Origin of the sequence: Natroniella sulfidigena, from assembly GCF_023223645.1 — a bacterium.
Taxonomy (GTDB): domain Bacteria; phylum Bacillota; class Halanaerobiia; order Halobacteroidales; family Halobacteroidaceae; genus Natroniella; species Natroniella sulfidigena.
In genome coordinates this window covers 149,017-173,378 of record NZ_JALKBY010000004.1, presented here as the reverse complement: position 1 = coordinate 173,378, position 24,362 = coordinate 149,017, and the positions used below count along the sequence as shown (strand labels likewise).

General features: G+C 33.1%; 28 protein-coding genes. 27 read left to right on the top strand and 1 reads right to left on the bottom strand.

The genetic code is table 11. The features are described from left to right. Positions 1-175 precede the first annotated feature (175 nt). The 12 genes from MWH28_RS04380 to MWH28_RS04325 all read left to right on the top strand — a co-directional run bounded on the left by MWH28_RS04380 (position 176) and on the right by MWH28_RS04325 (position 11,930). Positions 176-1,255, top strand: a complete 1,080-nt coding sequence (locus MWH28_RS04380) for a DUF3866 family protein (RefSeq protein ID WP_248618072.1) — start codon at positions 176-178, stop codon at positions 1,253-1,255. Beyond that, the gene (locus MWH28_RS04375) at positions 1,256-1,795 is read left to right on the top strand and encodes an NUDIX hydrolase (protein WP_248618071.1); all 540 of its coding nucleotides are present in this window, start codon (positions 1,256-1,258) and stop codon (positions 1,793-1,795) included. A 99-nt stretch (positions 1,796-1,894) separates the two neighbouring features. Then, positions 1,895-2,593 (top strand): hypothetical protein, encoded by a 699-nt coding sequence (locus tag MWH28_RS04370; protein WP_248618070.1) that lies wholly within the window; start codon positions 1,895-1,897, stop codon positions 2,591-2,593. 64 nt (positions 2,594-2,657) lie between these two features. After that, complete coding sequence (gene spoIIM, locus MWH28_RS04365; protein ID WP_248618069.1) at positions 2,658-3,299, top strand: stage II sporulation protein M; 642 nt, start codon at positions 2,658-2,660, stop codon at positions 3,297-3,299. A 406-nt stretch (positions 3,300-3,705) separates the two neighbouring features. Further along, entirely contained in the window at positions 3,706-4,803 is a 1,098-nt protein-coding gene (locus tag MWH28_RS04360) for a tyrosine-type recombinase/integrase (protein WP_248618068.1), read from the top strand. Further along, complete coding sequence (locus tag MWH28_RS04355) at positions 4,797-6,221, top strand: tyrosine-type recombinase/integrase (protein ID WP_248618067.1); 1,425 nt, start codon at positions 4,797-4,799, stop codon at positions 6,219-6,221. Before MWH28_RS04360 ends, MWH28_RS04355 begins: the two co-directional genes overlap by 7 nt. A gap of 1 nt (position 6,222) precedes the next feature. Continuing rightward, positions 6,223-7,809, top strand: coding sequence for a tyrosine-type recombinase/integrase (locus tag MWH28_RS04350; RefSeq protein WP_248618066.1), 1,587 nt, complete (start codon positions 6,223-6,225; stop codon positions 7,807-7,809). Further along, the gene (locus tag MWH28_RS04345) at positions 7,802-8,236 is read left to right on the top strand and encodes a DUF6262 family protein (RefSeq protein WP_248618065.1); all 435 of its coding nucleotides are present in this window, start codon (positions 7,802-7,804) and stop codon (positions 8,234-8,236) included. The genes MWH28_RS04350 and MWH28_RS04345 overlap by 8 nt, the downstream gene beginning before the upstream one ends. Positions 8,237-8,303: 67 nt before the next feature. Continuing rightward, positions 8,304-8,612, top strand: coding sequence for a hypothetical protein (locus MWH28_RS04340; protein ID WP_248618064.1), 309 nt, complete (start codon positions 8,304-8,306; stop codon positions 8,610-8,612). Between the two features lie 85 nt (positions 8,613-8,697). Next, positions 8,698-9,252 carry a tetratricopeptide repeat protein gene (locus tag MWH28_RS04335; protein WP_248618063.1) on the top strand — a complete coding sequence of 185 codons (555 nt, stop codon included), beginning with the start codon at positions 8,698-8,700 and terminating at the stop codon, positions 9,250-9,252. 105 nt (positions 9,253-9,357) lie between these two features. After that, positions 9,358-10,536 (top strand): phosphopentomutase, encoded by a 1,179-nt coding sequence (locus MWH28_RS04330; protein WP_248618062.1) that lies wholly within the window; start codon positions 9,358-9,360, stop codon positions 10,534-10,536. 89 nt (positions 10,537-10,625) lie between these two features. Further along, complete coding sequence (locus tag MWH28_RS04325) at positions 10,626-11,930, top strand: pyrimidine-nucleoside phosphorylase (protein ID WP_248618061.1); 1,305 nt, start codon at positions 10,626-10,628, stop codon at positions 11,928-11,930. A gap of 87 nt (positions 11,931-12,017) precedes the next feature. Here the strand turns inward: MWH28_RS04325 and MWH28_RS04320 are convergent, their stop codons facing one another. Beyond that, entirely contained in the window at positions 12,018-12,479 is a 462-nt protein-coding gene (locus MWH28_RS04320) for a chemotaxis protein CheX (RefSeq protein ID WP_248618060.1), read from the bottom strand. Positions 12,480-12,918: 439 nt separating this feature from the next. On the opposite strand from MWH28_RS04320, the gene MWH28_RS04315 reads away from it, so the two are divergent. The 15 genes from MWH28_RS04315 (at position 12,919) to MWH28_RS04245 (ending at position 24,160) form a co-directional block, all read left to right on the top strand. Further along, positions 12,919-14,103: a D-alanyl-D-alanine carboxypeptidase family protein gene (locus MWH28_RS04315; protein WP_248618059.1), complete on the top strand. Its 1,185-nt coding sequence runs from the start codon at positions 12,919-12,921 to the stop codon at positions 14,101-14,103. A 108-nt stretch (positions 14,104-14,211) separates the two neighbouring features. Further along, entirely contained in the window at positions 14,212-14,544 is a 333-nt protein-coding gene (locus MWH28_RS04310; protein WP_248618058.1) for an STAS domain-containing protein, read from the top strand. 13 nt (positions 14,545-14,557) lie between these two features. Then, positions 14,558-14,986, top strand: coding sequence for an anti-sigma F factor (gene spoIIAB, locus MWH28_RS04305; RefSeq protein ID WP_248618057.1), 429 nt, complete (start codon positions 14,558-14,560; stop codon positions 14,984-14,986). 11 nt (positions 14,987-14,997) lie between these two features. Then, the gene (locus MWH28_RS04300; protein WP_248618056.1) at positions 14,998-15,783 is read left to right on the top strand and encodes a SigB/SigF/SigG family RNA polymerase sigma factor; all 786 of its coding nucleotides are present in this window, start codon (positions 14,998-15,000) and stop codon (positions 15,781-15,783) included. An 86-nt stretch (positions 15,784-15,869) separates the two neighbouring features. Further along, a complete protein-coding gene (locus tag MWH28_RS04295) occupies positions 15,870-16,055 on the top strand; it encodes a hypothetical protein (RefSeq protein ID WP_248618055.1) in 186 nt (61 codons plus the stop codon). Then, on the top strand, positions 16,039-16,683 hold the full coding sequence (locus MWH28_RS04290) for a stage V sporulation protein AA (RefSeq protein ID WP_248618054.1): 645 nt from the start codon (positions 16,039-16,041) through the stop codon (positions 16,681-16,683). Before MWH28_RS04295 ends, MWH28_RS04290 begins: the two co-directional genes overlap by 17 nt. Positions 16,684-16,701: 18 nt before the next feature. Further along, entirely contained in the window at positions 16,702-17,136 is a 435-nt protein-coding gene (locus MWH28_RS04285; protein ID WP_248618053.1) for a stage V sporulation protein AB, read from the top strand. A 33-nt stretch (positions 17,137-17,169) separates the two neighbouring features. Further along, on the top strand, positions 17,170-17,616 hold the full coding sequence (spoVAC, locus tag MWH28_RS04280) for a stage V sporulation protein AC (protein WP_248618052.1): 447 nt from the start codon (positions 17,170-17,172) through the stop codon (positions 17,614-17,616). Positions 17,617-17,628: 12 nt separating this feature from the next. After that, positions 17,629-18,717: a stage V sporulation protein AD gene (gene spoVAD, locus MWH28_RS04275; RefSeq protein WP_248618051.1), complete on the top strand. Its 1,089-nt coding sequence runs from the start codon at positions 17,629-17,631 to the stop codon at positions 18,715-18,717. Positions 18,718-18,719: 2 nt separating this feature from the next. Further along, positions 18,720-19,073 carry a stage V sporulation protein AE gene (spoVAE, locus tag MWH28_RS04270; protein WP_248618050.1) on the top strand — a complete coding sequence of 118 codons (354 nt, stop codon included), beginning with the start codon at positions 18,720-18,722 and terminating at the stop codon, positions 19,071-19,073. 45 nt (positions 19,074-19,118) lie between these two features. Next, positions 19,119-19,697 carry a stage V sporulation protein AE gene (locus MWH28_RS04265; RefSeq protein WP_248618049.1) on the top strand — a complete coding sequence of 193 codons (579 nt, stop codon included), beginning with the start codon at positions 19,119-19,121 and terminating at the stop codon, positions 19,695-19,697. Beyond that, positions 19,684-21,126 carry a spore germination protein gene (locus MWH28_RS04260; RefSeq protein ID WP_248618048.1) on the top strand — a complete coding sequence of 481 codons (1,443 nt, stop codon included), beginning with the start codon at positions 19,684-19,686 and terminating at the stop codon, positions 21,124-21,126. Before MWH28_RS04265 ends, MWH28_RS04260 begins: the two co-directional genes overlap by 14 nt. A 20-nt stretch (positions 21,127-21,146) precedes the next feature. Next, on the top strand, positions 21,147-22,067 hold the full coding sequence (locus MWH28_RS04255) for an acyl-CoA dehydratase activase-related protein (RefSeq protein WP_248618047.1): 921 nt from the start codon (positions 21,147-21,149) through the stop codon (positions 22,065-22,067). A 54-nt stretch (positions 22,068-22,121) separates the two neighbouring features. Next, on the top strand, positions 22,122-23,216 hold the full coding sequence (locus tag MWH28_RS04250) for an acyl-CoA dehydratase activase-related protein (protein WP_248618046.1): 1,095 nt from the start codon (positions 22,122-22,124) through the stop codon (positions 23,214-23,216). Beyond that, entirely contained in the window at positions 23,213-24,160 is a 948-nt protein-coding gene (locus MWH28_RS04245; RefSeq protein WP_248618045.1) for an acyl-CoA dehydratase activase, read from the top strand. Before MWH28_RS04250 ends, MWH28_RS04245 begins: the two co-directional genes overlap by 4 nt. Positions 24,161-24,362: the final 202 nt, after the last annotated feature.

Here is a 24,362-nt window from a genome sequence, read left to right as displayed (position 1 = left end):
GCTTAAGTTTAAGGTTGAGGTTAAGTCTGAGTCAACCATCAAAAGCATAAGGGCTTTTAGTTCTTACTTAAACTTAGACTTGGACTTAAACTTAAACTTAATATCAATAAATCTTAACCTTAAAGTCAGATAAATTCAAACTCGGAGATTGATTGTTAAAATTTGGAGGTATTAGATGTTAGAAATTAAGCAAGGTAAGGTTATAGAGGTCTTGTCTCAAAGAAAAGGATTAACTAAGATTAAAGTTAAAGTTGATAATATAGAAAAGCGAGGGATTAGCTATGATGATTTAGTCGGTCAAGTTGAAGTAGGAGATGAGGTGATTTTAAATACTACTGCTACTTCTTTGCGACTAGGAACTGGTGGTTATGATTTTGTTATCTATATTTTAGGTAAAGAGCAGGAGTTAACTGGAGCAGGACATATTATGAAGTTGCGTTATACTCCTTATCAAATTAAGACGAATAGTGTAGAGGAGCAGAATAATCCTAATTATAAGTCAATTAAAGAATTTAAGTCTTTGAATGGTACTCCGGTAGTGGTAGGAACTTTACATAGTATGCTGCCAGCAATTACAGTGGCAATCAAAGAGAATAGACCAGAGACAAATATAACATACATTATGACTGATGGAGCTGCTTTGCCACTTAAACTTAGTGAATTAGTTTATCAAATGCAAAGTGCAGGTTTAATTGATCATACGATTACTAGTGGTCATGCTTTTGGAGGAGAGTTAGAAGCTGTTAATATTTATTCAGCTTTAGTAGCAGCTTCCCAGATCAATCAAGCTGATATAATTGTAATTACAATGGGCCCAGGGATTGTGGGGACAGGTACTAAATATGGTTTCAGTGGAGTTGAACAAGCTGAGATATTACATGCTGTAAAGAGTTTAGGAGGAGGGCCAATTGCTGTACCTAGGATCAGTTTTAGTGATTCACGGAAGAGGCATTATGGGTTAAGCCATCACACAAGAACGAATTTAGGAGAGCTAAGTTTGGTAAAAGCTAAAATTGGGATTCCCAAATTTAATAAGCAAAAATATTTAGAGATTATAAAAAAACAATTAATTGAGTTTGAATTAGCTGCTAAGCATCAGATTATATATAGAGAAGGAGAAGAGATCATAAGCTATTTAGATAAATTAGACTTTAAAGTTCAAACAATGGGTAGGAATTACCAGCAAGATCGAGAATACTTTATAACAGCAGGGGTAGCAGGATTGCTTGCTAATAAGGAGTTAAGGAGGGGTTAGATGATAGATCTAACAGAGAAAACAATTAGTAGTGAACAGATTTATCAAGGACAGATAATTAATTTAAAGGTTGATCAAGTACAACTGCCAAATGGGAATAATTCAACAAGGGAGATTGTAGAACATAGTGGAGGAGTAACAGTGATTCCTTATCAAGCAGGTAAAGTCACTTTAGTTGAACAATTTAGAAAGCCAGCTGAAAAAGTATTATTAGAGCTACCAGCTGGAAAATTAGAAGCAGGTGAAGATTTAGAGCTATGTGCTTTACGAGAGTTAAAAGAAGAGACAGGGTATCAAGCTAACTCATTACAGAAATTAACTTCATTTTATAGTAGCCCTGGTTTTACTGATGAGATGATTCATCTCTTTTTAGCAACAGATCTAAAGCAATATGAACAACAGCCAGATCCAGAAGAATTTATTGAATTAAGGCAAATTAAAGTTGAGCAGGTTGCTAAGATGCTTGCTGAAGGGGAGTTTGAAGATGCTAAAACAATAATTGGTCTACAATATTTAGTAAATAAAGTTGATCAAAATTAAATAATAAACCTCTTAATTTGAGAATGTAAAGTAGTTAGTCTGCGTAAAATAGTAAAGGTAAGAAATTAATTTATTATTTTAGAGGAGGAAGAGGGGAGTATGGATGATTTTACAGGTAATCAAAGACGTTTAGCTACCTTAAATGTTACATTTAATGCTTCTGGAGCTGCTAGGGCAGCTCGTAAAGGAAATGTAGTAATGATTGTTGATTTGATCGATATGTCAACTACTGCTGAGGCAGCTTTAGATGCAGGAGCTTTAGAGGTTTTTGGTGCTAGTCCTGATCATGTCAATGTTCCAGTAGTAACCAATCCAGAAAAGATTGGATATTTTGCAGGGAAAAAGGCTTTAAAACATGATACAGAAATAATAATAGTTACTGAACCAAGGTTAGGGACTGAAGAGGAGCGAAGAGGAAATATTCAGTTAGCGTTGACAGGAATAAAACGCTCAGGAGCTCAAGTGGATGCTATATTAGCAAATGTAGGATCTGAAATAACTACTTTAGCTGAATTTAGAGATAAGATTGTTTTATTGATTACCGAATGTGGTGGTGTTGCTTTTGATGTAGCTTATAACCATGGTGCTCCTCAGGTTGTTACAGGAACTGTAGCTAGGACAATGGATAAGAGAGGAGTTGAACCTGCTAAGGATTCAGCTCAGCGAGCAATTGATTTGGCTAAAAAGCATAATACAGGAATTAGTTTAGTTGCTGCTAGTTCTAATTCCTATGAGGATGTATTAGCAGCTGAACATATAGCTAAATTAATCATCGAAGCAGGTTTTTTACAGGTGTAATAAAGTTATTTCTAGCTGACATATTAATGTATAAAGGAGTTTATGATTGGCTAGGAGGAAATTAATGATTAATTATAGATATTTAAAGAAGAAGATAATTCTTTTTTTAGAAGAGAATCTATTACTTTTATTTTTTATTATAGTCTTTTTTGTAATTGGGGTTATATTTGGAACACTTGCTGTTAGGACTTTAGAGTATGCTCAAAAGGAAGAATTGGTTGAATATTTAGGAAAGTTTATTCTTGAAATCAATCAATTAGTGAGAAATGATAGACAATTAATAGCTCAAAATATAGTTATTTCTAATTTGAGATTTGTATTTTTATTTTGGTTGTTAGGATTAACTGTGGTTGGTGCATTATTAATCCCTATTATTATTTTTTTACGTGGGTTTATTGTTGGGTTTACGGTTGGATTTTTATTGGACCAGATGTTTTTAAGAGGGATTATATTGGCAATAATTTCTGTTGTACCACAGAATATAATTTTTTTACCTAGCTTAATTTTAGGAGCTTTAGTCAGTATTAGCTTTGCTTTGACTTTAGGGAAAGGAATCTTGATGGGGAGTAGATATAAATTTCGCTTTTTAGTAACTAATTATTCAATTGTGATGTTGATGATAGGAATTTTATTATTTACTGCTGGATTTGTGGAAGCCTACATAACACCTACTTTAATTAGATTGATTGCTGATTATATAGTTTAAAAATTAAATCTCATTTGAAGAATTTGATGATTAATTTCTCTAAAAAGAAGGATTTTAAATGAAAAACTAGAAATTATACTATAAAGGTCTGACGTCTAACGTCATTTTGATTATTTTTGTTAGTTCAGGTTAAACTAAAATTAAGAATTATTCTGTTTATGCTAATGAGGAGGAGGTAGTAAAATGATATGTTTACTGTATAGTGTTTAATAAGTTAAGTTAGATATAAGTGATGTTATGATAGGGTTTATAAGGATTTTTATTAATAAGAAATTAGTATAACAAGTGCCTGTTAAATTAATTATTATTTATTGTTTGTTAGAGTTGCATTACTAGTTAGATTACTATATACTAAAGGCATAGTGCTTGTTGAACATATTTAATAAGCAGTTAGGAGGTACTTGTTATGAAATTAAGCATAATAGAAAAAGATGATCAAGTTAAAGTTGTTTTATTGGATAATGATATGAGAATTGTTAAACCTGTGTATGATTATTTAAAGTATTTGCAGTTAAAGGATAGAGCAGAGAATACCATAAAAGCTTATGGTAGAGATTTGAAATTGTATTGGGAGTTTTTAGAGTATAAAGGGTTTGATTATAGAGGGGTATCCCCTAGTGATATAAGTGAATTTATAGAGTATTTAAGAGAACCAGAACATAATGAAGATGTAGATTATTTGAATATTGAAAGTGCAAGAAGTGGCAAGACAATAAATAGGATTTTAAGTACAGTTTATAATTTTTATAAATATTGTTCTATGGTTAAGGAAGTGGACAATCCCATTTTGATGGATGAAGTAGATAGACCTAGAGATATGTTTAAAAGTTTATTACACCATGTAAGAAATAATAATAAGACTAAGAGATCTGTTTTTAAGGTTAAGGAAAGTGGAAATAAAATTAAATTATTAACTGAAAGTGAATTTGAGATTATTCTTGATAATTTAAATAACTGGAGAGATAAGTTGATATTTAAAATAATGTATTTAGCAGGTGCTAGAATACAAGAAGTTTTAGATTTAAAAATTGAAGATATACCTAGAGTTACACCTTCAATTCAAGAACAACAGGTAGTAGCTTTAGAGGACATAAACAGTAAGGGTAAGAGAAGGGATTTATATTTGCCAGTAACTTTAGTTGAGGAAATAGAGGACTTTCTTATGGAAGAACGCTTTGATATAGACACAGAGCATAGCTATATTTTTGTTGCACAGCAAAAAAGATATCGTGGCAAGCCTTTGACCTATCGAGCCATATATGGAGTATTTAAGCGTGTTCAAGAAAGAATAGGTATAGAATTTAATTTTCATGATTTAAGGCATACATGTATCACTAACTGGACTGAAAGTGGTCTTCATTCTTCAGTAATTCAAATATTAGCAGGGCACAAATACCTATCAACTACTCAACAATATACGCACCTGTCTAATAAATTCATAATAGATGAAATGAAAAAATATTGGGAGAAAAGTTCTTCAATTGCTTGTGATAGTAAATGTTAGAGAATATGCCTAAAGATGATCAATGGAAGATAGTTGATAAGGATAAAAATTCACCAAATTATAATAAGCATTTCAACTTTGATTTCTCTTTTATAGCAAGTGATGAAATTAAAGAGGTTGTAAAGGGTTATGTTTGGAGAAATTATAGGGAAGGTAATAGGGCTTTAAGAGGTTTATATAATCAAGTATCATTGTTAAAAAAATTCAATAATTTTGCTATATCAAATGATATAAATTCATTTAAAAAATTAACTAATAATGACATTGAAAATTTTATATCTTTTTTAAAAACTAGGATATCAAAAAGAACTAAAAAATCTTTATCATATAGATACCAGAAAGGTTGTTTAGATGCTTTAAAGTCAGTTATTCGCTGGGGACAAGTGTATATGCCTAACAAAGTGCCTAATAATGAAATATTTACAGGTAATGAGTTTACAGGAGTAAATAAAAAAGTTAAAACTGAATTTATTCCAAACGAAGTGATTAAACAAATAAATTTGGCATTAAAAGATGAAGAAAATATTTATATTAAATATGGATTGGTTATTTTACAATCAACAGGCATGCGAGTATCTGATTTACTTAAATTAAAAGTTGATTGCTTACAGAAACATTTAATATCTGGATGGACTTTGACTTATTATGATCATAAAAATAGAAAGCAAAGAAGTGAAATTCCTATCCCTAATGAATGTGCAATAGCAATTCAAGAGTTAATCGAGGAAACAAACGAGGTAAGAGAACAAGCAGATAAAGAAATTAAAGATAATATTTTTATTCATAAAGTAAGTCATGGCAGGTATTATGGTGAAATAAATATTATTTCTCAAAGTTCTTATAAGTATTGGTTAGATAAGTTTGTAGAAAATCATAATATCACAGGAAAAGATGGTAAGTTATATAATCTAACAGTTCACCAATTTAGAAGAACACTTGCAACTGATATGTATTCTAAGGGTGCTGATTTACTAGTAATTAGAGATATGTTAGGTCTTTCTAATGCAATAACAGCAAGTAGGCATTATGCAGATATTAAGGATAAAGATAGAGCAAAAGTCTTTGATAAGATTGGTATTTTAGGTGATATAGATAATGTTGATGAAGAAGTAATATCAGATAAAGAAAAACTAGAGTGGTTTAAAGAAAATAAGAATAAGGGTGCTAGAATGTGTGATGGATATTGTAGTAATCCTATTGAGAATGGAGAAATATGCGATAGGTTAGAAAAAAAGAAAAAATGTTATACCTGTAAGCACTATATTACTACTCCAGAGTATCTAGAAAGCCACAGAAAGCATTTGAAAGAGTTGCAGGAGGAATTAGATAACAATATATATGGACAACACTATGCAGACCATATAATACCCACAATAGAGGTTTTAAAAGAGATTATAAGACGATTGGAGGAATTATAATATGGTTACTAATTTAAGCCAATTAAAACCTATAACTGATGATGTAGATTTTAGTAATATAACCATTGGCAACTCCAATTTTAATGATGACATATGGGATCTAATCCCTTTTGTTCAAAATAAAACCTTGAAAAAAAGCCAAAAGAAACTAAATTTTTCTTATATTCAAAGTGAAGATATGAAATTAACTGTTAAGCAGTACGCTTATTATAAATTAGGTAAAGTAAAGCCTAGAACAGTTAAGGGTAAAATAAATGGTCATTTGCCATTCTTCATTAATTATTGCGAGGAAAATAATATATCTTCATTCTCACAAGTTAATCAAAAAATACTTTTAGATTATGTGGAGAAATTAAAACAAGACGATATTTCAAGAAGTCATGGTTATCAATGTACTCTAGTAGTCCAAGATATTATCAAAACAGGACAGACTAAAGGGTGGAATGTGCCTAAAGATAATTTTAAGAATATTAATGCTTGTGAAATATGGAAACCACAGAAAAACAGGAAAAGTAGAAAAACTAAGCCAATACCAAAAGATATTTTTAATAAGATAGTTAATTGTGCAGTTAATGAAGAAAAGAATGTATTGACTAAAGCAGGTATAATTATTCAAAGTCAAACAGGTTTAAGGATTTCAGAAGTTTTATCCATTAAGGAAGGTTGCATTAAGACTACTGATGATGGTAATGATTATATGGAATTAACTTTAAGTAAAACTGAAAAAGAACCTATAACTCATAAAGTATTCGTCAATGGTTTGGTTAAAGATACAGTAAAAGAATTAGAAGAATATACTAGAGATTTAAGAGAAGAAAGTGGACTTAAAGAGTTGTTTTTATATAAATGGGTAAATAAGATTAGACCTTTAAAAGTTACTAAATTTAACGAAAATCGTATTAAGACCTTTATCAAAAGACATGACATTAGAGATAAAGAAGGTAATTTATATCCCCTTCATACTCACCAATTTAGAGCAACTTATGTAAGAGAACTTGTAAAAAAGAAAATTCCTATTGGTCATATTAAAAAGCATTTTGATCATTTATCACTTGAAATGACTTCGCACTATTTAACTTTAGAACAGAAAGAAGTTAAGGATATTTATGGGGAAATGATATTAGATCCTAACTCAAAATTAGCAGGTAAAAGAGCAAAAGAAATTGAAAATACTTTAGCTCAAGAATTTCAAGGTAAAACAGAAGAAGAAATTGACGAGATAATTGAGGGTTTATCTAAATCAATGAGCTTTAATCCCTTACCTGCTGGTGTATGTTTGTATGATTTTAGACGAGGTAATTGTACTGATGGTGATGGTTGTTTTGTCTATAATTGCCCTAATTATATTACAGAAATAACTTTTTATCCTGTTTTGAAAAAGGAATTGGATCTATTAGAGAGGGAAATGGAAAGGTTTAAAGACTTAGGTAGAAAAAGGGATTACCAAAGAAGAAAGATTAAACATAAGCATTTGAAACCACTTGTAGAGGATTTAGAAGAAGAAATGGAGTTATCAGACCTTCGAGAGCTAGAGAAAGAGCTTGATAAAGGAACTTATGAGAGATTGGAGGTCAAGATCAATGAATAAGTCTAAAAAGAATGTAGAGGGATTAAGAGAACACGCTAAAAAGAGAAATCAAAGGACTATCAAGAAGGTTAACGATACTATTGATAGATTAAAAAGGTCTAAGACCAAAGACATTAACTTTGTAACAGTTGCAGAGGAGGCAGGAGTGTCTAAGGCAACTCTATATAATAACGATTGCTTAAAAGATAGGATAATGGCTCTGAGGGAGACTTCTAAGGGTGTTCCAGAGGATAGAGTACCTAAAGATGAATTAGAGAAAAAGAATCATAAGATTAAGCAGTTATATGCTGAAATTAAGGACTTGAAAGAGGAACAAGAAAAGCTAATTGAACAGTTAGTTGAAATGGAAGAATTGAAAGATGAGAATGAAAGATTAAGAGAAGAAATTAAGAGGTTGAAAGAGCAGTTGGAGTTTAGAAATGATTAGTTATCTAACATATTAGTTTAAATTTTTATAAATAAAACTTTAGTTTGAAATATTAAATTAATGATTAATGAAAGAATTAGGTGATAATATGGAAGAGTTAGGTGAAAAAATTACTCAGTTAGGTTTTAGAATAATTCCATATTCATTTAGTTTCTATTTTTTAATAAGATGGCTAGAATACATATGGAAAAAAGGTTATTCATCTTTGGTTAAATCAATTTGGTATTTTGCTTTAGGTTGTATGTACTTATATAATATGGTTAAAATTGATCAAGTGGTAATGTATATTTGTTTTATGGAAGCTTGGGATTTATTTTTTCAACAATTAGAATTAAATAACAAGAGAAAAGAAAACAGTTTTGAGTTAAAAAAGTAAGTTACAATCATAATTAAGGAGATTGGGATTTCTCATAATAATTATAATTCTAAGTTTTATAAATAGTTATAAAGGAGGTTATAGTATGAAGTTTTTAAAGAAACTATTTAATAGTAAAAAGTATGGTGGAGTTATAGAATCGTTAGATTTGATAGATTTTTGGGATGATTTAGATGATCCTAAATCAAATGTAACTACTTCTAAATCAACTAGTGGTTTTCTTAATGATAAAGCAGGCTGGGCTATATCAGATAAAAAGTATGATTTAGCAGAAAAGCTTTTATTAGAATCTATAAATAGAAATAATGATAACTCTATTGATCTTCATTTTACATATAATCACTTAATCAAGCTTTATTATAAATTAAGAGATAAAAATGATTATTTAGACAAGTGTATTGATATTTGTAAAAAGGATATTGCTTTATATGAAGAAGAGCTTAAAGATGAAAAATTTTTTAAGAAAAATGATACAAGAATTCCTTCATTTCAAAGATTAGTTATAATATATGAGAAGCAAAATAAATATAAAAAAGCTATTAAGATATGTGAAAAAGCTATTAAATATAGTATGCGTGATACTACTAAAAGTGGTTTTGAAGGAAGATTGAAAAGGCTTAAAAAGAAAGCAGAAAAGTAATTTTTAAATCAACTTATTAGACACTCAAAAATGTATAATAAACAAGGAGGTGAGAGTTTAACAGGGATTATAACTTATTATACAGTTTCCTGTTAAACATAAAAAATGAATGAAATTAAGAGAATAGCTTTAATTGTACTAGATAGTGTAGGAGTAGGAGCTTTACCAGATGCTGAAAAGTTTGGAGATCAAGGTGTGGCTACGTTACCTAATTTAGCTCAGGAAGTTGGAGGAGTTAATTTACCTAATTTACAACAGTTTGGCTTAGGAAACATTGTAGAAATTGAAGGTGTAGATCCAGAAGAAGCACCTCAAGCTGCTTTTGGCAAGATGGCTGAGGCATCAAATGGAAAAGATACAACGACTGGACATTGGGAACTGGCTGGTCTGTTATCATCTGATCCTTTTCCAACTTATCCAGATGGTTTTCCTGAAGAAGTGATGGAGGAATTTCATCAAGCAATCGGTAAAGGCAGTTTAGGAAATAAACCTGCATCAGGAACTGTAATTATTGAAGAATTAGGTGAGAAGCATCTAGAAACTGCTAAGCCAATCGTCTATACATCGGCTGATAGTGTGTTCCAGATTGCTGCACATGAAGATATAATTCCAATTGAAGAACTGTATGATATGTGTCAGAAAGCACGGGAGATTTTAACAGGAGATCATGCAGTAGCAAGAGTTATTGCTAGACCTTTTATTGGAGAGTTAGGCGATTTTACTAGAACTTCTCGTCGGAAAGATTTTTCTCTACAACCGCCAGCTAAGACAGTATTAGATTACCTTAAGGAAGCTGATAAAGAGGTGGTAGGCGTAGGAAAGATTGACAATATTTTTGCCGATCAAGGAATTACTCAAGCTGTCCATACAGATAATAATATGGATGGAGTTGATAAAACTTTAGATTATTTAAAAGAGCTAGATCAAGAAGGAATAATCTTTACTAATTTGGTTGATTTTGATCAAAAATATGGTCATCGTAGGGATGCTGCTGGTTATGCTCAGGCATTACAGGAATTTGATCAAAGGTTACCTGAGTTAATTTCTGCTTTGAATGAAGATGATTTATTGATTTTAACTGCTGACCATGGTTGTGATCCAACTCATAAGGGAAGTGATCATACTAGAGAGTATGTTCCATTGTTAGTTTATGGTAAGCAGGTAAAAGCTGGGATCGATCTAGGAACTAGAGAGACTTTTAGTGATATTGCAGCGACTATTTCTGATATCTTTGAGGTAGAAAAGACTGACAATGGTGTTAGCTTTAAAGAAGAAATTCTTTAACTGATTTTGTTTTTTTAAGTTTTAAAGGGTTTAACTATTAATTATTCATTATTAACTATACACTGATTTTAAGAAGGAGGGTGATTTTAATGCGTGCTTATGATGTAATTAAAAGAAAACGGGATGGAGACAAGTTGACTTCAGAGGAGATTGAGTTTTTAATCAAAGGTTATACTGCTGGAGAAATTCCTGATTATCAAATGTCAGCTTGGGCAATGGCAGTTTTTCTACAAGGGATGGATAGTCAAGAGACAGCCAAGTTAACAGAGGTTATGGCTCAATCAGGTGATATGATTGATTTGAGCCCAATTGAAGGGGTTAAAGTAGACAAGCATAGTACAGGAGGAGTAGGTGATACGACTACTTTGGTGTTGGCCCCGCTAGTAGCTGCTTGTGGTGCTCCAGTGGCTAAAATGTCTGGACGAGGTTTAGGGCATACTGGAGGAACGATTGATAAGTTAGAAGCTATCTCTGGTTTTGAGACTGGGTTGAGTCGGGATAAGTTTATAGCGAGTGTTAACCAACAGGGAGTTGCTATAGCTGGTCAGACTGGTAATTTGGCCCCAGCAGATAAAAAATTATATGCTTTACGTGATGTAACAGCAACAGTCGATTCAATTCCTCTAATTGCTAGTAGTATTATGAGTAAAAAGATAGCTTCTGGAGCAGATGGTATTGTATTGGATGTTAAGGTTGGCGATGGAGCATTTATGAAGACTTATGAAGAGTCTGTAGACTTAGCAAAGACAATGGTTAATATAGGAAAAGAGGTAGGAAGGGATACAGTTGCAGTTGTTTCTGATATGGATCAGCCGCTAGGTTTAGCAGTTGGAAATGCTTTAGAAGTAGCAGAGGCAATTAAAACACTTAAAGGAGAAGGGCCAACAGATTTAACAGAACTATCATTAACCTTAGGGGTACAAATGTTGTTGTTAGCAGGAGTTGTAGATGATAAAGAAGAAGCTCGTACAATGTTAGAGGAAGCCATTAATGATGGTTCAGCTTTAGAGAAATTAAAAGAGATGATTGATAATCAAGGCGGTAACGGATCTGTAGTAAATAACCTTGATTTATTACCACAGGCTGAAAATACTGTAGAAGTTAAAGCAGAAAGTTCTGGTTATGTAGAAAAAATTGCAGCAGAAAGAGTAGGAGTTGCTGCACTATTATTAGGAGCAGGTAGAGAGACTAAGGAATCAGAGATAGATTTAGCAGTAGGAGTAGAACTTACTAGTAAGGTAGGAGCTGAGATTAAGAAAGGTGATACTTTAGCTGTCCTGCACTATAATGATGAGCAGAGATTAGTAGAAGCTAAGGAAAAATTATTAGCTGCTTATCAGATTGGATCAAAAAAGCCTGAACAGAATCGATTAATTCATGAAATTATTGATTAGTCATTGGTAATTAGTAACTGCTGGATAGTGATTAGAAAGAGATGTAAGGTTGTATTGCAATACAACCTTACATCTCTTTTGGTTGTTTTAATCCTCTTGTAGTGATAGATTAATTTCGAACTCTCCGATACCTGTTTCTAAAGGAAGGGCCAACACTTCTTTTTGCTCAGTCGAAAAGTGTATATCTTTTCCAACTACAACTGAGGGTGGAGTAATATCACATTGATAACCTATGTTAGAGAGTTTTGTTGCTGAATTACCTGTAATGATATTTGCTAATTCTCCTAATGCAGAGTTGACAAAATCATCTAACTTATCAACTTCCATACCACACATTTTGCTAGCCACACTTAAAGCGGTATCTTTTTCCATACTAAGGTAGATAAATCCTGATAAATTACCAGTAACCCCGATTGAAATATTGACATCTTGCCCGACAAACCCATTTTCCCGAGTCGTTAACTCTCCCTTTTCAGCTTCTGTACCAATCATTTCTCGTAAAATTTTATGAGTAGCTTCGAATATCGGATCAATATATATTTTTTTCATTTACCATTCCTCCTTTAATTGAAAATCTTACCTATTAGTAAATTTCAACATCAAAATTTAATTTCCTTGTTAGAAAGCTTTAATTTTAAAATTTTTACAATATTGTGTAACTTCAATTGATAATTGATAGTTTAAAATTGATAGTTGAAATTCAAAATCCAATCTTTTTAAATCCTTTATAAGAAAGCGAGAATCTGCTCTTTATGTTTTATGGTTTTAACTATCCACTATCAATTATCAACTATAAACTATTGATATAAAGTGAAGCTTTATATCAATATAATGTAAGATGTCAATTAATTTTAATGGCTTAAGGTTTCTATCTGTCCCCCGTCAACTGTTCACTGTACACTGATTTTTTAACCCCTCCCTTTTTTTTACAATCATACTTAGTGGAAGAAGTTAATAAATATTATTAAGAATGTAAGGGGAGGAGATTATGACTTTGTGGAGACGTTCTATAATCAGTTGGTTATTTCTTTGTCTAATAATTTTTCTTATAACTCAACCTGGTTTAGCTGTTGAAGTGCCTGATTTTGATCTTGAATCAGAATCTGCAATTTTAATGGATGCTGAATCAGGTAGAGTACTTTATGAAAAAAATCCCCATCAACAAAAGCCCCCAGCAAGTATTACTAAGATTATGACTATGTTATTGACAATGGAAGCTTTAGAGGAAGGAAGAGCTCAATTAACAGATAAAGTTCCAACAAGTGAACATGCAGCACAAATGGGAGGTTCACAGATTTGGTTAGAGCCAGGAGAAGAGATGACTTTAAAGGAAATGTTGAAGGCGATAGCTATTGTTTCTGCTAATGATGCATGTGTTGCTGTAGCAGAATACTTGTATGGAACAGAAGAAGAGTTTGTAAGGGCAATGAATCAAAAAGCCGAAGAGTTGGGAATGGAAAACACTTACTTTAAGAATACAAATGGCTTACCTATTACTGAGGAGGGAGAAGAAGGAAACTATACAACGGCTTATGATGTTGCTTTAATGTCTAGAGAATTATTGAAGTATCCAGAAATTTTGGAATATACATCGACTTGGATTGATCATTTACGGGATGGAGAGTCTTTTTTGCGTAATACAAATGATCTAGTACGATTTTATGAGGGAGCTGATGGACTTAAGACAGGATATACAGCAGAAGCAGGCTTTGGATTATCAGCTACAGCCAGTCAAAGAGGAATGAGATTTATTTCTGTAGTGTTGGATGCTCCTAATTCAAAGGTCAGATTTCGAGAATCACGAGAGCTTTTATCTTATGCCTTTAATATCCATCAAGCAATTGAGATTGTAGAAAAAGATTTAGAGATAGATCAAATTGATGTCTTTAAAGGTAAGGATGATCAAGTAACTGCTATTGTGGCAGAGGATTTAACAGTTTCAGTAATCAAAGGTGAAGAAGGTGAAGTTAAAAAACAGATTTGGCTTGACCAAGAGATTACTGCTCCTATTGACTCTGGCGATAAAGTAGGGGAGGTTATAGTTTTAAAAGATGGAGAAGAGATTGGTCAGGTTGATTTGGTAGCTGCTGAAAAAGTGGAGGAAGCTAATTTATTTGAACTAATAATTTCGATTTTCAAGAAATTCATCAGTAGTTTAATTAATTATTCTTAAAGTTAGGTAGTGGCCGGTAGGCCACTTTGTTTTTTTACGAGTAAAAATAGATAACTAGCAGGAAAAAAATGGTTTATGGCTAAATATTATCTAAAGGGGGGAGGTAAAATGAAGGTAAATTGTAGAGAATCAGATAATAATTTATTTGTTGAATTGGAAGGGGAGTTTGATCTTCATACAGCAGATTATTTTAAAAAAAAGGTAAGCGAGCAATTAACTACTGAAATTTGCAATTTAATTCTAGATTTAGATGGAATTGAGTTTATTGATAGCTCAGGTTTAGGTGCAATTTTAAGTATTTATAAAAAGCTTAATCAACAAGGGGGTAAAGTAGGAGTTGTTAATATTACTTCACAGGTAGAAAGAATTTTTGAGGTTTCTGGACTTTTAAAGATCATTGATATTTATCATTCGCAACAGGAGTTGTTGGACAAAATTTAGAGGGGGAACAATCATGGAAAATCAAGTTGAGTTAATTATTGATAGTCGATCTAGTAATGTAGGACTAGCTAGAGTAACAGCAGCATCCTTTGCTTCCCAATTAAATTTTACACTTGCAGAAATTGAAGAGATTAAAGTGGCAATTTCTGAAGCAGTATCTAATGCTATAGTTCATGCTTATCAAGAAAAAATAGGTAAAATAAAGATGAAAATGATGATTTATGAAGAACAATTAGAAATAATTATCAGAGATGATGGTCAAGGGATTGAAGATGTAGAGCAAGTTTGTGAATCTTCTTATACAACAACTGATAGAATGGGCTTAGGATTAGCATTTATTGAGTCATTTATGGACAAGTTTGAAATAAAATCGAAGTTAGGGGAAGGAACTGAACTAAAAATGGTTAAAGTACCTATTCAGGAAAAAAAACAGGTTAACTAGGAGTAGAGAAGATGGAAGGATTAGCAAATATTAACCTTAAAGAGCAGAAACTTTTGTCTCAAGAAGAGACGAAAAGATTATTAGGTAGGAGTCAGCAAGGGGAGCAAGAGGCAACCGATAAATTAGTTAAGCATAATTTAAGATTGGTCTTAAAGATTGCTCATCGTTTTAAAAATGCTACTTATTCGTTAGAAGATATCTTTCAAATAGGAATTATAGGATTAATGAAAGCTATTAAACGGTTTGATTTGAATAAGGGTGTTAATTTTTCTACTTATGCTGTACCAGTAATTATTGGAGAAATAAAGGTTTTTTTAAGGGATAATGACCGAGTTAAGATAAGTCGTACTTTAAAACAGAGAGCCAGCAAGATTAAGCAGATTAAAGAAGAAATGAAGAGGGAATTAAAACGTGAACCTACAATTAAAGAGTTAAGTCAGCGACTTGATTTAGATTCAGAAGAGATAATTAGAGCTTTAGAAGCAGTTCAAGAACCTACTTCATTATATACTAAAGTTTATAATGAAGATGGAGGAGGGAGTAAATTAGAGTTAATCGACCGATTAGCAGATTCTAATGATGAGTATGAAGCTAGCTTGAATAAATTATTTTTAAAGCAGATATTAGAAAAGGTTGATCAGAGGGCGAAAAAGTTAATCAAGTTAAGATACTTTGCTAATCAGACTCAAAGTCAAGTTGCTAGAGAATTAGAAATTTCTCAAGCTCATGTTTCTAGACTAGAAAAGAAAATACTGACTTTAATGAAGAATAAATTGAAAAAAAAGGACAGGTGTTGAACACCTGTCCTTTTTGCATTAATTTTTATTAAATTGTGTATAATAAGTTGTAGAAACGAGACTTATTAAGAGAGGTGAATTTAGTTATGATTGATCTTAATTTAAATAAAATATTATTAATAATAATATTTAGTGTTATTTTAATCTTGGCTACTTTATATTTTTGGAGTAACTTTTTTGTAGATGATGATGTTTCACCTAGAGCTAAAAGGGTTAATGTAGAACAATTTAATCTAGAGGTAAGAAGTGAGCTCAATGACTGGAAAGTTTGAGATATTTTTAAGGGTCAAAAGAGTAGTCAAGGCAAAGCCTAATCAAAGGTTATTGGTTAGAGATTTAGCAGAGGTGATTACTGCTGAAGACAAACAAGAGGATTTAGAAAGATTAGGTGTTAAAGAGGTTACTAAAGAAGCAGGTCAATCAATGATTATTACAGCTTTGGAAATTATTCGAGTTATTAAGGGCCAATTCCCTGAAGCAACGATTGAACACTTAGGGGAAGCAGATGTAATTGTCGATATTAAGACAGATGCTAAAGATAAGAGAAGTCAGGACAAGCCTTCAATCTTTTATATTGCTGCAGTCAGTGTAGTTTTATTTTTAGGTTCAGGAATGGCTATTATGAATTTTCATGCTGATGTCAATATGGTAGCTGTTCACCAGCAGTTATATCAATTGGTTATGGGAAGGTTTGAAGAGAATCCTCTTTTGTTACAGATTCCTTATTCAATTGGTATAGCATGTGGGATGATAGTCTTTTTTAATTATATTTATAAGTATAAATTGGATGACGATCCTAGCCCTTTAGAGATGGAGATGTATCTTTATGAAAATAAGGTCAATCAATTTTCTTTGAATCAAAAGACAAAAGAAGCAAAAAAAGGGGGGAATAATAATTAAATGTTAGGTGGTGACTGAGTGAGGGCTTTTATCTTAATTCTGACCGGGTTTGCAGGAGGAGTTGTGGTAGGGACAGCTTTGGTTGCTTTTTTATTAGTCTTAGATGTTATACCCCGTTTGATTCAAGTCAGTGATTCAAAAGAATATATTAAGTTTTATCAGATGTTAGTAATAGTTGGCCCATTACTTGCTACTAATTTTCAATTTTATGAGTGGCAATTACCTTTCTTTGAGATTATTAATAGTATTTTAGTTATTATTATGGGGTTTATATTTGGAATTTTTATTGGATTATTAGCAGGAGCATTAACAGAGGTTTTAAAAGTATTACCTATTTTAAGTAGGAGGTTGGGCTTGCAAAGCTATTTGGGCGAGTTATTAGCTCTCATAATTTTAGGCAAGGCAATTGGTTCATTAATTTATTGGTTATTTCCTACTTTATGGCCACCTTGATCACCTAAAAAGAGTAAAACTAGGAGGATTGTTATGAGTCAAATCGATAAAACACAGGAAGAATATAATGAATTGGTTAAAAAACATCAACCTACTGATTCTAAAGTTAAAAATTTCTTCAGTGCTTATCTAGTTGGAGGCTTAATCTGTCTGCTAGGTCAAATCATAATTGAGTTATTATTAGGCACAGGTCTGAGTTTAACTGAAGCAAGTTCTTATACTGGATTAATTTTAATTGTAGTTGGTGCTGTTTTAACTGGATTTGGTGTTTATGATGAACTAGCTCAATTTGCTGGAGGAGGAACGATTATTCCCATTACGGGATTTGCTAATGCAATTGTAGCCCCAGCTATGGAGTATAGGCAGGAAGGATATATTTTAGGGTTAGGGAAACAGATTTATTCAATTGCTGGACCAGTATTAACCTATGGAATCTTATCAGCATTTTTAATTGGGGTTATTAAATTATTAATAGGTTAGAGGAGTGAAAAAATGAAGCAATTAGGTCAACAGACAGTAAAATTTATCAATCCTCCTCAAGTCATTTCTTCAGCTTCTATTGTAGGGACTAAAGAGGAAAGTGGGCCCTTAGGAGAATACTTTGATGAAGCAATCAGTGATGGATACAATAAGCAAAAGACTTGGGAACAAGCCCAGATGAAGATGTCAGAGGATGTATTGAATCTGGTTTTAGAAAAAGTACAGCTTTCTAAAGATCAAATAGATTGTTTGTTAGCAGGTGATTTATTAAATCAGACGGTAGCTTCTAACTTTGTTGCTCGTAAATTTCCAGTCTCCTATTTAGGGTTGTTTGGGGCTTGTTCTACAATGGTTCAGTCATTAGCTATGGGAGCAATGATGATCAGTGGTGGAGCAGCTAACCAAGTTATTTCCTTTACTTCTAGCCACTATCAAGCAACTGAAAGGCAGTTTAGAACCCCTAATGAATATGGTGATAAGTACCCACCCTATAAGCAATGGACAGTAACTGGAACGGGAGCTATGATTTTAAGTAATCAACAGGGAGGAGTCCAGATTCCATCTGCAACTTTAGGAAAAGTTATTGACTTAGGGGTCAATGATCCTCAAGATATGGGCTCAGCTATGGCTCCAGCTGCAGCAGATACTATTATTCAGCACTTAGAAGATACAGGGCGTGATCCAAGTTATTATGATTTGATTGTAACTGGTGACTTAGGTGAAGTTGGGAAGAGTTTAGTTTTAGAGCTATTAGCAGAAAAGGGCTGTTCAATTGAAGATATTTATGATGATTGTGGAGTGATGATTTATAATTCAAATCAAAAAGCAGGGGCGGGAGGAAGTGGCTGTGGTTGCTCTGCTGTAGTGACGGCTTCTTATTTGTTACCACAGATAATGTATGGAAATTTCAATAAAGTTTTAGTTTTAGGAACTGGAGCATTACTGAGTCCTTTAACTTCTTTGCAAGGGGAGACGATTCCTTGTATTGCTCATGCAGTAGTATTAGAAACGACAGGACAGTTGACACCAGGGATAGGAAGACCGAGTATTAGAAGTAAGTTAGCCAATAAAGTGGAAAACTTATCTGGGAATGAGGGATAGAAATGACTATGTATATCATGGCCTTTTTAGTTGGAGGTTTAATCTGTGCTTTAGGGCAACTGTTTTTAGATTTTACTAACTATACTCCAGCTCATTTGTTGGTTGGTGTTGTTGTTATTGGGGCAATTTTATCTGGATTAGGTCTTTATGAGCCCTTAATAAGTATAGCTGGAGCAGGGGTTACTGTACCTGTAATGAACTTTGGACATATTTTGACCAGTGGAGTATTAATGGAAGTAGAACGGGATGGTTTTTTAGGGTTGTTTGCTGGAGTTTTAGAGCAAGGGAGTATTGGGATTACTGCTTCAATAATCATTGGTTTCTTAACTGCTGCTATCTTTAGACCTAAAGAATAAATGTATATTATTGCTTTAAAATAAAAATAATAAGGGAGAAGGATAATGGAAGCAAAAGAGGTTATAATGATTACTGATGGGGATAAGACAGCTCGTAAGGCCGTTGAGGAAGCTAGTAAAAGCTTAGGTTTGGAAGTTATTACAAAATCAGCTGGGAATCCAACACCTTGCTCGGGAGCTGAATTAGTGCAAGAGATCAACAACTGTTCAGGAGAATTAGCTGTAGTTATGTTTGATGATCAAGGGGATTTAAATTGTGGGCAAGGAGAAACAGCGATGAAAGTAGTAGCTGAATCTGACAATATTGATGTATTAGGAGTAGTAGCTGTAGCTTCTAATGCTAAAGAAGTAGAAGGTGTTCGACCGACCTGTTCAATTACTAAAGAAGGTGAACTTGTAGAATTGCCTGTAGATAAAACAGGGAAGGAAGAAGAGGCAGATCATACCATACTAGAGGGAGATACTGTTGATGTAATCAATGAATTTGAAGATATGCTGGTTGTTGGCATAGGGGATTTAGGAAAGATGGAAGGCAAAGATGATTATCATCTAGGAGCCCCAATAACTACTAAGGCAATTAAGGAGATACTCAAGAGGAGTGGAAGAGAGGATGGACTTAAATAAGAGGTTAGAGAAAAATATAAAGGTGATTGAAGATAGGTTTGATGGAGATAAAACCTTTGATTTTACTATTAGAGAATTTAAGATTGGGAATAAAGATGCTGCTTTGGCCTTTGTTCAGGGGTTTAATAAAGATGAAGTAGTAAACCAAATTTTAGCTTATTTAATGTATGCTGAACAGGAAGATTTAAGTGTTGATGCAGTTAAAAAAATAATAGAAACTAGATTGCCAGTGGCAGAAGCTGATGTGGTAGAGACGGTAGATGACGTGACCTTAGAGGCTTTATCTGGACCACAAGTGCTTTTAATTGATGGGGAAGATAAGGCAATTGTAATTGATGCTCGAACCTGGGAAGCTAGAGGGCCAGAAGAGCCTGAGCTAGAAAAGGCAACTCGTGGTTCTGAAGATGGTTTTGTAGAGACGATGATGTTTAATATTCAATTAATTAGAAGACGAATTCGTGATGTGGATTTACGAGTAGAAGCTTTACAAGCAGGAAAGAAAGCTAATAGTGATATTGCAGTTGTCTATATGAAAGATTATGCTGATTTAGATTTGGTAGAAGAAATAAAGGAACGGATTGATGAAATTGATGTAGATGGATTGCCGTTAGCTGATAGAACGATTGAAGATTATTTGACTAAAGATACGTTAAGTCCATTACCTAAAGTAAGGTATACCAATCGTCCTGATATAGCATCAGCCCATATCATGGAGGGTAAGGTCTGTGTAGTGGTTGATAATTCACCGACTGTATTGATTTTACCAGCAACATTCTTTGATCATACACAGAATTTAGAGGAATATCGTCAATCACCTGTTCCGGGTACTTATTTTAATCTGTTAAGACTAATAGCAGTATTTATTGGATTGATTTTGCCTCCTTTATGGTTGTTAATAGCTTATGGGCCAGCTTGGGTTCCAGAGGCATTAGAATTTATTGGCCCTAAAGATCCAGGCACAGTGCCTTTAGGTTGGCAGTTTGTGATAGCAACTGTGGGGATTGATTTGATCAGAATTGCTTCAATTCAAACGCCGACTGCTTTAGCTACTTCACTCAGTTTGATTGCTGCTTTGATCTTAGGTGAATTTTCTGTAGAAACGGGATTATTTGATCCAGAAACAATTCTTTATTTAGCAATTGGTGCGATTAGTAATTTTGCTTTGCCAGGATATGAGTTATCTTTAACTCTATCATTGATGCGTTTTGGATTGATTCTTTTGGTTGTCTTTTTAAGATTACCTGGATTAATTGCAGGACTGATTTTAAGCTTCTTGTTGTTTGCTCTCAGTAAATCATTTGGAACTCCTTACTTATGGCCACTAATTCCATTTGATTGGAGTGCTTTAAAGACTTATCTCTTTAGACAATCAGTCTTATCTTTAAAGGATAGAAGGAGAAAAGTACCGGGAGCAAAAGATTTTGAATAATATGATAAAGGAGAGATTCGATGAGTAAAAAAGTAGGAATACCACAAGCTTTGTTTTATCATAGATATTCTCCTGCTTGGAAGACTTTTTTTAATGAATTAGATTGTGAAGTGGTAGAATCAGGTCAATCAACTAAAGAAATAATTGATGCTGGGGTCAAATTGGCCCCCGATGAGGCCTGTTTACCTGTTAAGTTATTTTTGGGACATGTTAAGCAATTACAAAATCAAGTTGATTACTTATTTATCCCTCGGGTGGTCAGTATAGAAAATAAGGAGTATATCTGTCCTAAGTTTATGGGGTTGCCAGATATGGTTAGATATAGTATTAATGATCTACCACCTATTATTGATACGACTATTGACTTGAAAACTAAAAAAAGTAATCTAGTAAAATCGGTTTTAGAGGTTGGAGAAGTTTTAGATAAAGGTTATTGGCAAGTCAGCAAGGCCTGTTGGAAAGGATGGAGAGCATTAAAGAAACATCGCCAAAGATTAAGGGAAGCTAAAAATAATGATGCTCAATATAAGATTGCTATCTTAGGTCATGAGTATATCATTTATGATTCTCATATAAGTATGAATCTGGTTGATAAGTTAAAGGAGATGGGAGTCGAGGTTGTTACTCCAGAGATGTTGACTCCTCAAGCTATGAGAGTAGGTTTATCAAATTTATCTAAGGATATGTTTTGGACATTGGGTAAAAAGATGATGGGAGCAGCTCATTATTTCTTTTCTAATCAAGAGATTGATGGAATTATTCAACTAACTGCTTTTGGATGTGGACCCGACTCATTGGTTGGTGAAATGATAGAACGAGAAGCTAAGAAAAGAGATGGTCAAGCATTTATGACCCTTAACTTGGATGAACATACGGGAGAAGCAGGTTTAGTTACTAGATTAGAAGCATTTGTAGATATGATTCAATGGGAAGGTGTTTAAAGCGAAAATTATTGTGAAGCTATTGGGTAGAAAGATGAAGGGAGTGTAAATTCTATGAAAGTAACTTTTCCCCATATGGGAACAATGTCAATTCCAGTTAAGAGTATGCTTGAAGAGTTGGGGTTAGAAGTTGTTGTACCACCTCCAATTACCAAAAGGACACTGGATCTAGGAGTTAAACATTCTCCAGAATTTGCTTGCTTACCTTTGAAAATGAATGTAGGCAATTATATAGAAGCTTTAGAGCAAGGGGCAGATACGATTCTAATGGGTGGTGGAGTTGGCCCGTGTCGTTTTGGATATTATGGGGAAGTACAAGAAGAAATTTTAGAAGGTTTAGGTTATGATTTTGAGATGATTATTTTAGAACCTTTACAAGGAGATTGGAAGGAATTATTTAGAACTATAAAGTTATTAGTTGGCAATATAGCAATAACTAAGATTAGAAGTGCTTGGCAAAAAGGGTGGGCCAAAGCTAAAGCAGTTGATAAAATCAACCGCCTTGCTAATCAGACTAGACCTTATTTACTTAAGCGTTCTCAAGCAAGTGAAGTTTATGAAGAAGGGTTGGAATTAATTGAGCAAGCAGAGACAATTAAAGATGTTGAAACTAAATTAAGTTTAATTGAAGAAGAATTTAATAATTTAGATCGAAATAAGAATTTTGAACCATTAAAAGTAGGGTTAGTAGGAGAGATTTATGTGGTATTAGAACCATTTACTAATTTGCAGATTGAAAAAAAGTTAGGAGAGATGGGTGTTTTGGTTGATAAATCAATCTATTTAACTGATTGGATAGAAGGACATATCTTTCCGAGTTTTTTAAGGCAAGATCAAAAAGGGAAAAAAGTAAAAGAAGCAGCTCAACCCTATCTTAATCACTTTGTAGGTGGTCATGGGTTAGAATCTGTAGGAGAGACAGTCTTATATTCTCAAAAAGGTTATGATGGTGTAATACAACTCTTTCCTTTTACTTGCATGCCAGAGATTATAGCAGAGAGTATTTTGCCGACAGTCAGTAGAGATTTAAATCTACCGGTTTTATCTTTAACAATGGATGAACATACTGGGGAAGCGGGATATGTTACTCGATTAGAAGCATTTATAGATCTGTTGAAACGAAAAAGAAGGAAGGAGGTAGTAATATGAAAGCTTATATGGGGGTTGATGTAGGATCTGTTAGTACTAATATTGCTATAATCAATCAAGATCAGGAGATATTAGAAAAGCTTTATTTAAGAACTCAAGGCCAACCAATTAATGCAATAAAAAAGGGTTTAATGGAGATTAAAGATAGAGTTGATTATGAAATTTCAGGGGTAGGGACAACAGGAAGTGCTCGACAACTAGCTGGGGTGATTATTGGTGCTGATACTGTAAAGAATGAGATTACAGCTCATGCAGTAGCTGCTTCAACAGTTGTACCTGGAGTACAAACGGTATTGGAGATTGGTGGTCAAGATTCTAAAATAATAGTCTTAAGAGATGGAGTAGTAGTGGACTTTGGTATGAATACTGTTTGTGCTGCTGGAACGGGATCTTTTCTAGATCAACAGGCAAGCCGTTTAAATATTCCAATTGAAGAGTTTGGTGGGTTGGCCCTACAAGCTAATGCTCCAGTCAGGATAGCAGGTCGTTGTTCAGTCTTTGCCGAATCTGACATGATACATAAACAGCAGTTAGGACATAATGTAGAAGATATTATAGCAGGACTTTCTCAAGCATTAGTTAAAAATTATTTAAATAATGTTGGACAGGGTAAGGAAATTTTAGGGCCCGTTATCTTTCAAGGTGGAGTAGCAGCTAATGATGGAATTAAAGAGGCGTTTGAAAAAGAGTTAGGATTAGAAGTAATAGTTCCTGAGTATTATGATGTAATGGGAGCGATAGGTTCAGCAGTGTTGGCCCAAGAAGCAGTTAATGAAAAAGGAAGAACGGATTTCAAAGGGTTTGATACGACAGACTTTAATTATTATGCATCTAGTTTTGAGTGTGAAGGGTGTTCTAATTATTGTGAAGTGATCAATATTTATCAAGATGATGAAGTAATTGCTCGTTGGGGTTCTAAATGTCCTAAGTGGGAAGCGGTATAAAGTGTTCTGAAACTGATATTTAATTACAAAATAGCTTAAGTTTAAGGTTGAGGTTAAGTCTGAGTCAACCATAAAAAACATAAGGACTTTTAGTTCTTACTTAAACTTAGACTTAGCCTTAAACTTAATATTAATTAAGGTATAAATAAGAAGTAGCTTAGAAGCTACTTCTTATTTATTTTATTTTGCTATTGTTAATTAG

Excerpts from the sequence above, each read along its gene's own strand:
- spoVAE (WP_248618050.1), top strand. The coding sequence starts at position 18,720 with ATGACTATGTATATCATGGCCTTTTTAGTTGGAGGTTTAATCTGTGCT.
- MWH28_RS04315 (WP_248618059.1), top strand. The coding sequence starts at position 12,919 with ATGACTTTGTGGAGACGTTCTATAATCAGTTGGTTATTTCTTTGTCTA.
- MWH28_RS04310 (WP_248618058.1), top strand. The coding sequence starts at position 14,212 with ATGAAGGTAAATTGTAGAGAATCAGATAATAATTTATTTGTTGAATTG.
- MWH28_RS04375 (WP_248618071.1), top strand. The coding sequence starts at position 1,256 with ATGATAGATCTAACAGAGAAAACAATTAGTAGTGAACAGATTTATCAA.
- MWH28_RS04300 (WP_248618056.1), top strand. The coding sequence starts at position 14,998 with ATGGAAGGATTAGCAAATATTAACCTTAAAGAGCAGAAACTTTTGTCT.
- MWH28_RS04345 (WP_248618065.1), top strand. The coding sequence starts at position 7,802 with ATGAATAAGTCTAAAAAGAATGTAGAGGGATTAAGAGAACACGCTAAA.
- MWH28_RS04255 (WP_248618047.1), top strand. The coding sequence starts at position 21,147 with ATGAGTAAAAAAGTAGGAATACCACAAGCTTTGTTTTATCATAGATAT.
- MWH28_RS04335 (WP_248618063.1), top strand. The coding sequence starts at position 8,698 with ATGAAGTTTTTAAAGAAACTATTTAATAGTAAAAAGTATGGTGGAGTT.
- spoIIM (WP_248618069.1), top strand. The coding sequence starts at position 2,658 with ATGATTAATTATAGATATTTAAAGAAGAAGATAATTCTTTTTTTAGAA.
- MWH28_RS04370 (WP_248618070.1), top strand. The coding sequence starts at position 1,895 with ATGGATGATTTTACAGGTAATCAAAGACGTTTAGCTACCTTAAATGTT.
- spoVAC (WP_248618052.1), top strand. The coding sequence starts at position 17,170 with ATGAGTCAAATCGATAAAACACAGGAAGAATATAATGAATTGGTTAAA.
- MWH28_RS04295 (WP_248618055.1), top strand. The coding sequence starts at position 15,870 with ATGATTGATCTTAATTTAAATAAAATATTATTAATAATAATATTTAGT.
- MWH28_RS04355 (WP_248618067.1), top strand. The coding sequence starts at position 4,797 with ATGTTAGAGAATATGCCTAAAGATGATCAATGGAAGATAGTTGATAAG.
- MWH28_RS04330 (WP_248618062.1), top strand. The coding sequence starts at position 9,358 with ATGAATGAAATTAAGAGAATAGCTTTAATTGTACTAGATAGTGTAGGA.
- MWH28_RS04260 (WP_248618048.1), top strand. The coding sequence starts at position 19,684 with ATGGACTTAAATAAGAGGTTAGAGAAAAATATAAAGGTGATTGAAGAT.
- spoIIAB (WP_248618057.1), top strand. The coding sequence starts at position 14,558 with ATGGAAAATCAAGTTGAGTTAATTATTGATAGTCGATCTAGTAATGTA.
- MWH28_RS04325 (WP_248618061.1), top strand. The coding sequence starts at position 10,626 with ATGCGTGCTTATGATGTAATTAAAAGAAAACGGGATGGAGACAAGTTG.
- MWH28_RS04340 (WP_248618064.1), top strand. The coding sequence starts at position 8,304 with ATGAAAGAATTAGGTGATAATATGGAAGAGTTAGGTGAAAAAATTACT.
- MWH28_RS04360 (WP_248618068.1), top strand. The coding sequence starts at position 3,706 with ATGAAATTAAGCATAATAGAAAAAGATGATCAAGTTAAAGTTGTTTTA.
- MWH28_RS04250 (WP_248618046.1), top strand. The coding sequence starts at position 22,122 with ATGAAAGTAACTTTTCCCCATATGGGAACAATGTCAATTCCAGTTAAG.
- spoVAD (WP_248618051.1), top strand. The coding sequence starts at position 17,629 with ATGAAGCAATTAGGTCAACAGACAGTAAAATTTATCAATCCTCCTCAA.
- MWH28_RS04265 (WP_248618049.1), top strand. The coding sequence starts at position 19,119 with ATGGAAGCAAAAGAGGTTATAATGATTACTGATGGGGATAAGACAGCT.
- MWH28_RS04290 (WP_248618054.1), top strand. The coding sequence starts at position 16,039 with ATGACTGGAAAGTTTGAGATATTTTTAAGGGTCAAAAGAGTAGTCAAG.
- MWH28_RS04320 (WP_248618060.1), bottom strand. The coding sequence starts at position 12,479 with ATGAAAAAAATATATATTGATCCGATATTCGAAGCTACTCATAAAATT.
- MWH28_RS04350 (WP_248618066.1), top strand. The coding sequence starts at position 6,223 with ATGGTTACTAATTTAAGCCAATTAAAACCTATAACTGATGATGTAGAT.
- MWH28_RS04380 (WP_248618072.1), top strand. The coding sequence starts at position 176 with ATGTTAGAAATTAAGCAAGGTAAGGTTATAGAGGTCTTGTCTCAAAGA.
- MWH28_RS04245 (WP_248618045.1), top strand. The coding sequence starts at position 23,213 with ATGAAAGCTTATATGGGGGTTGATGTAGGATCTGTTAGTACTAATATT.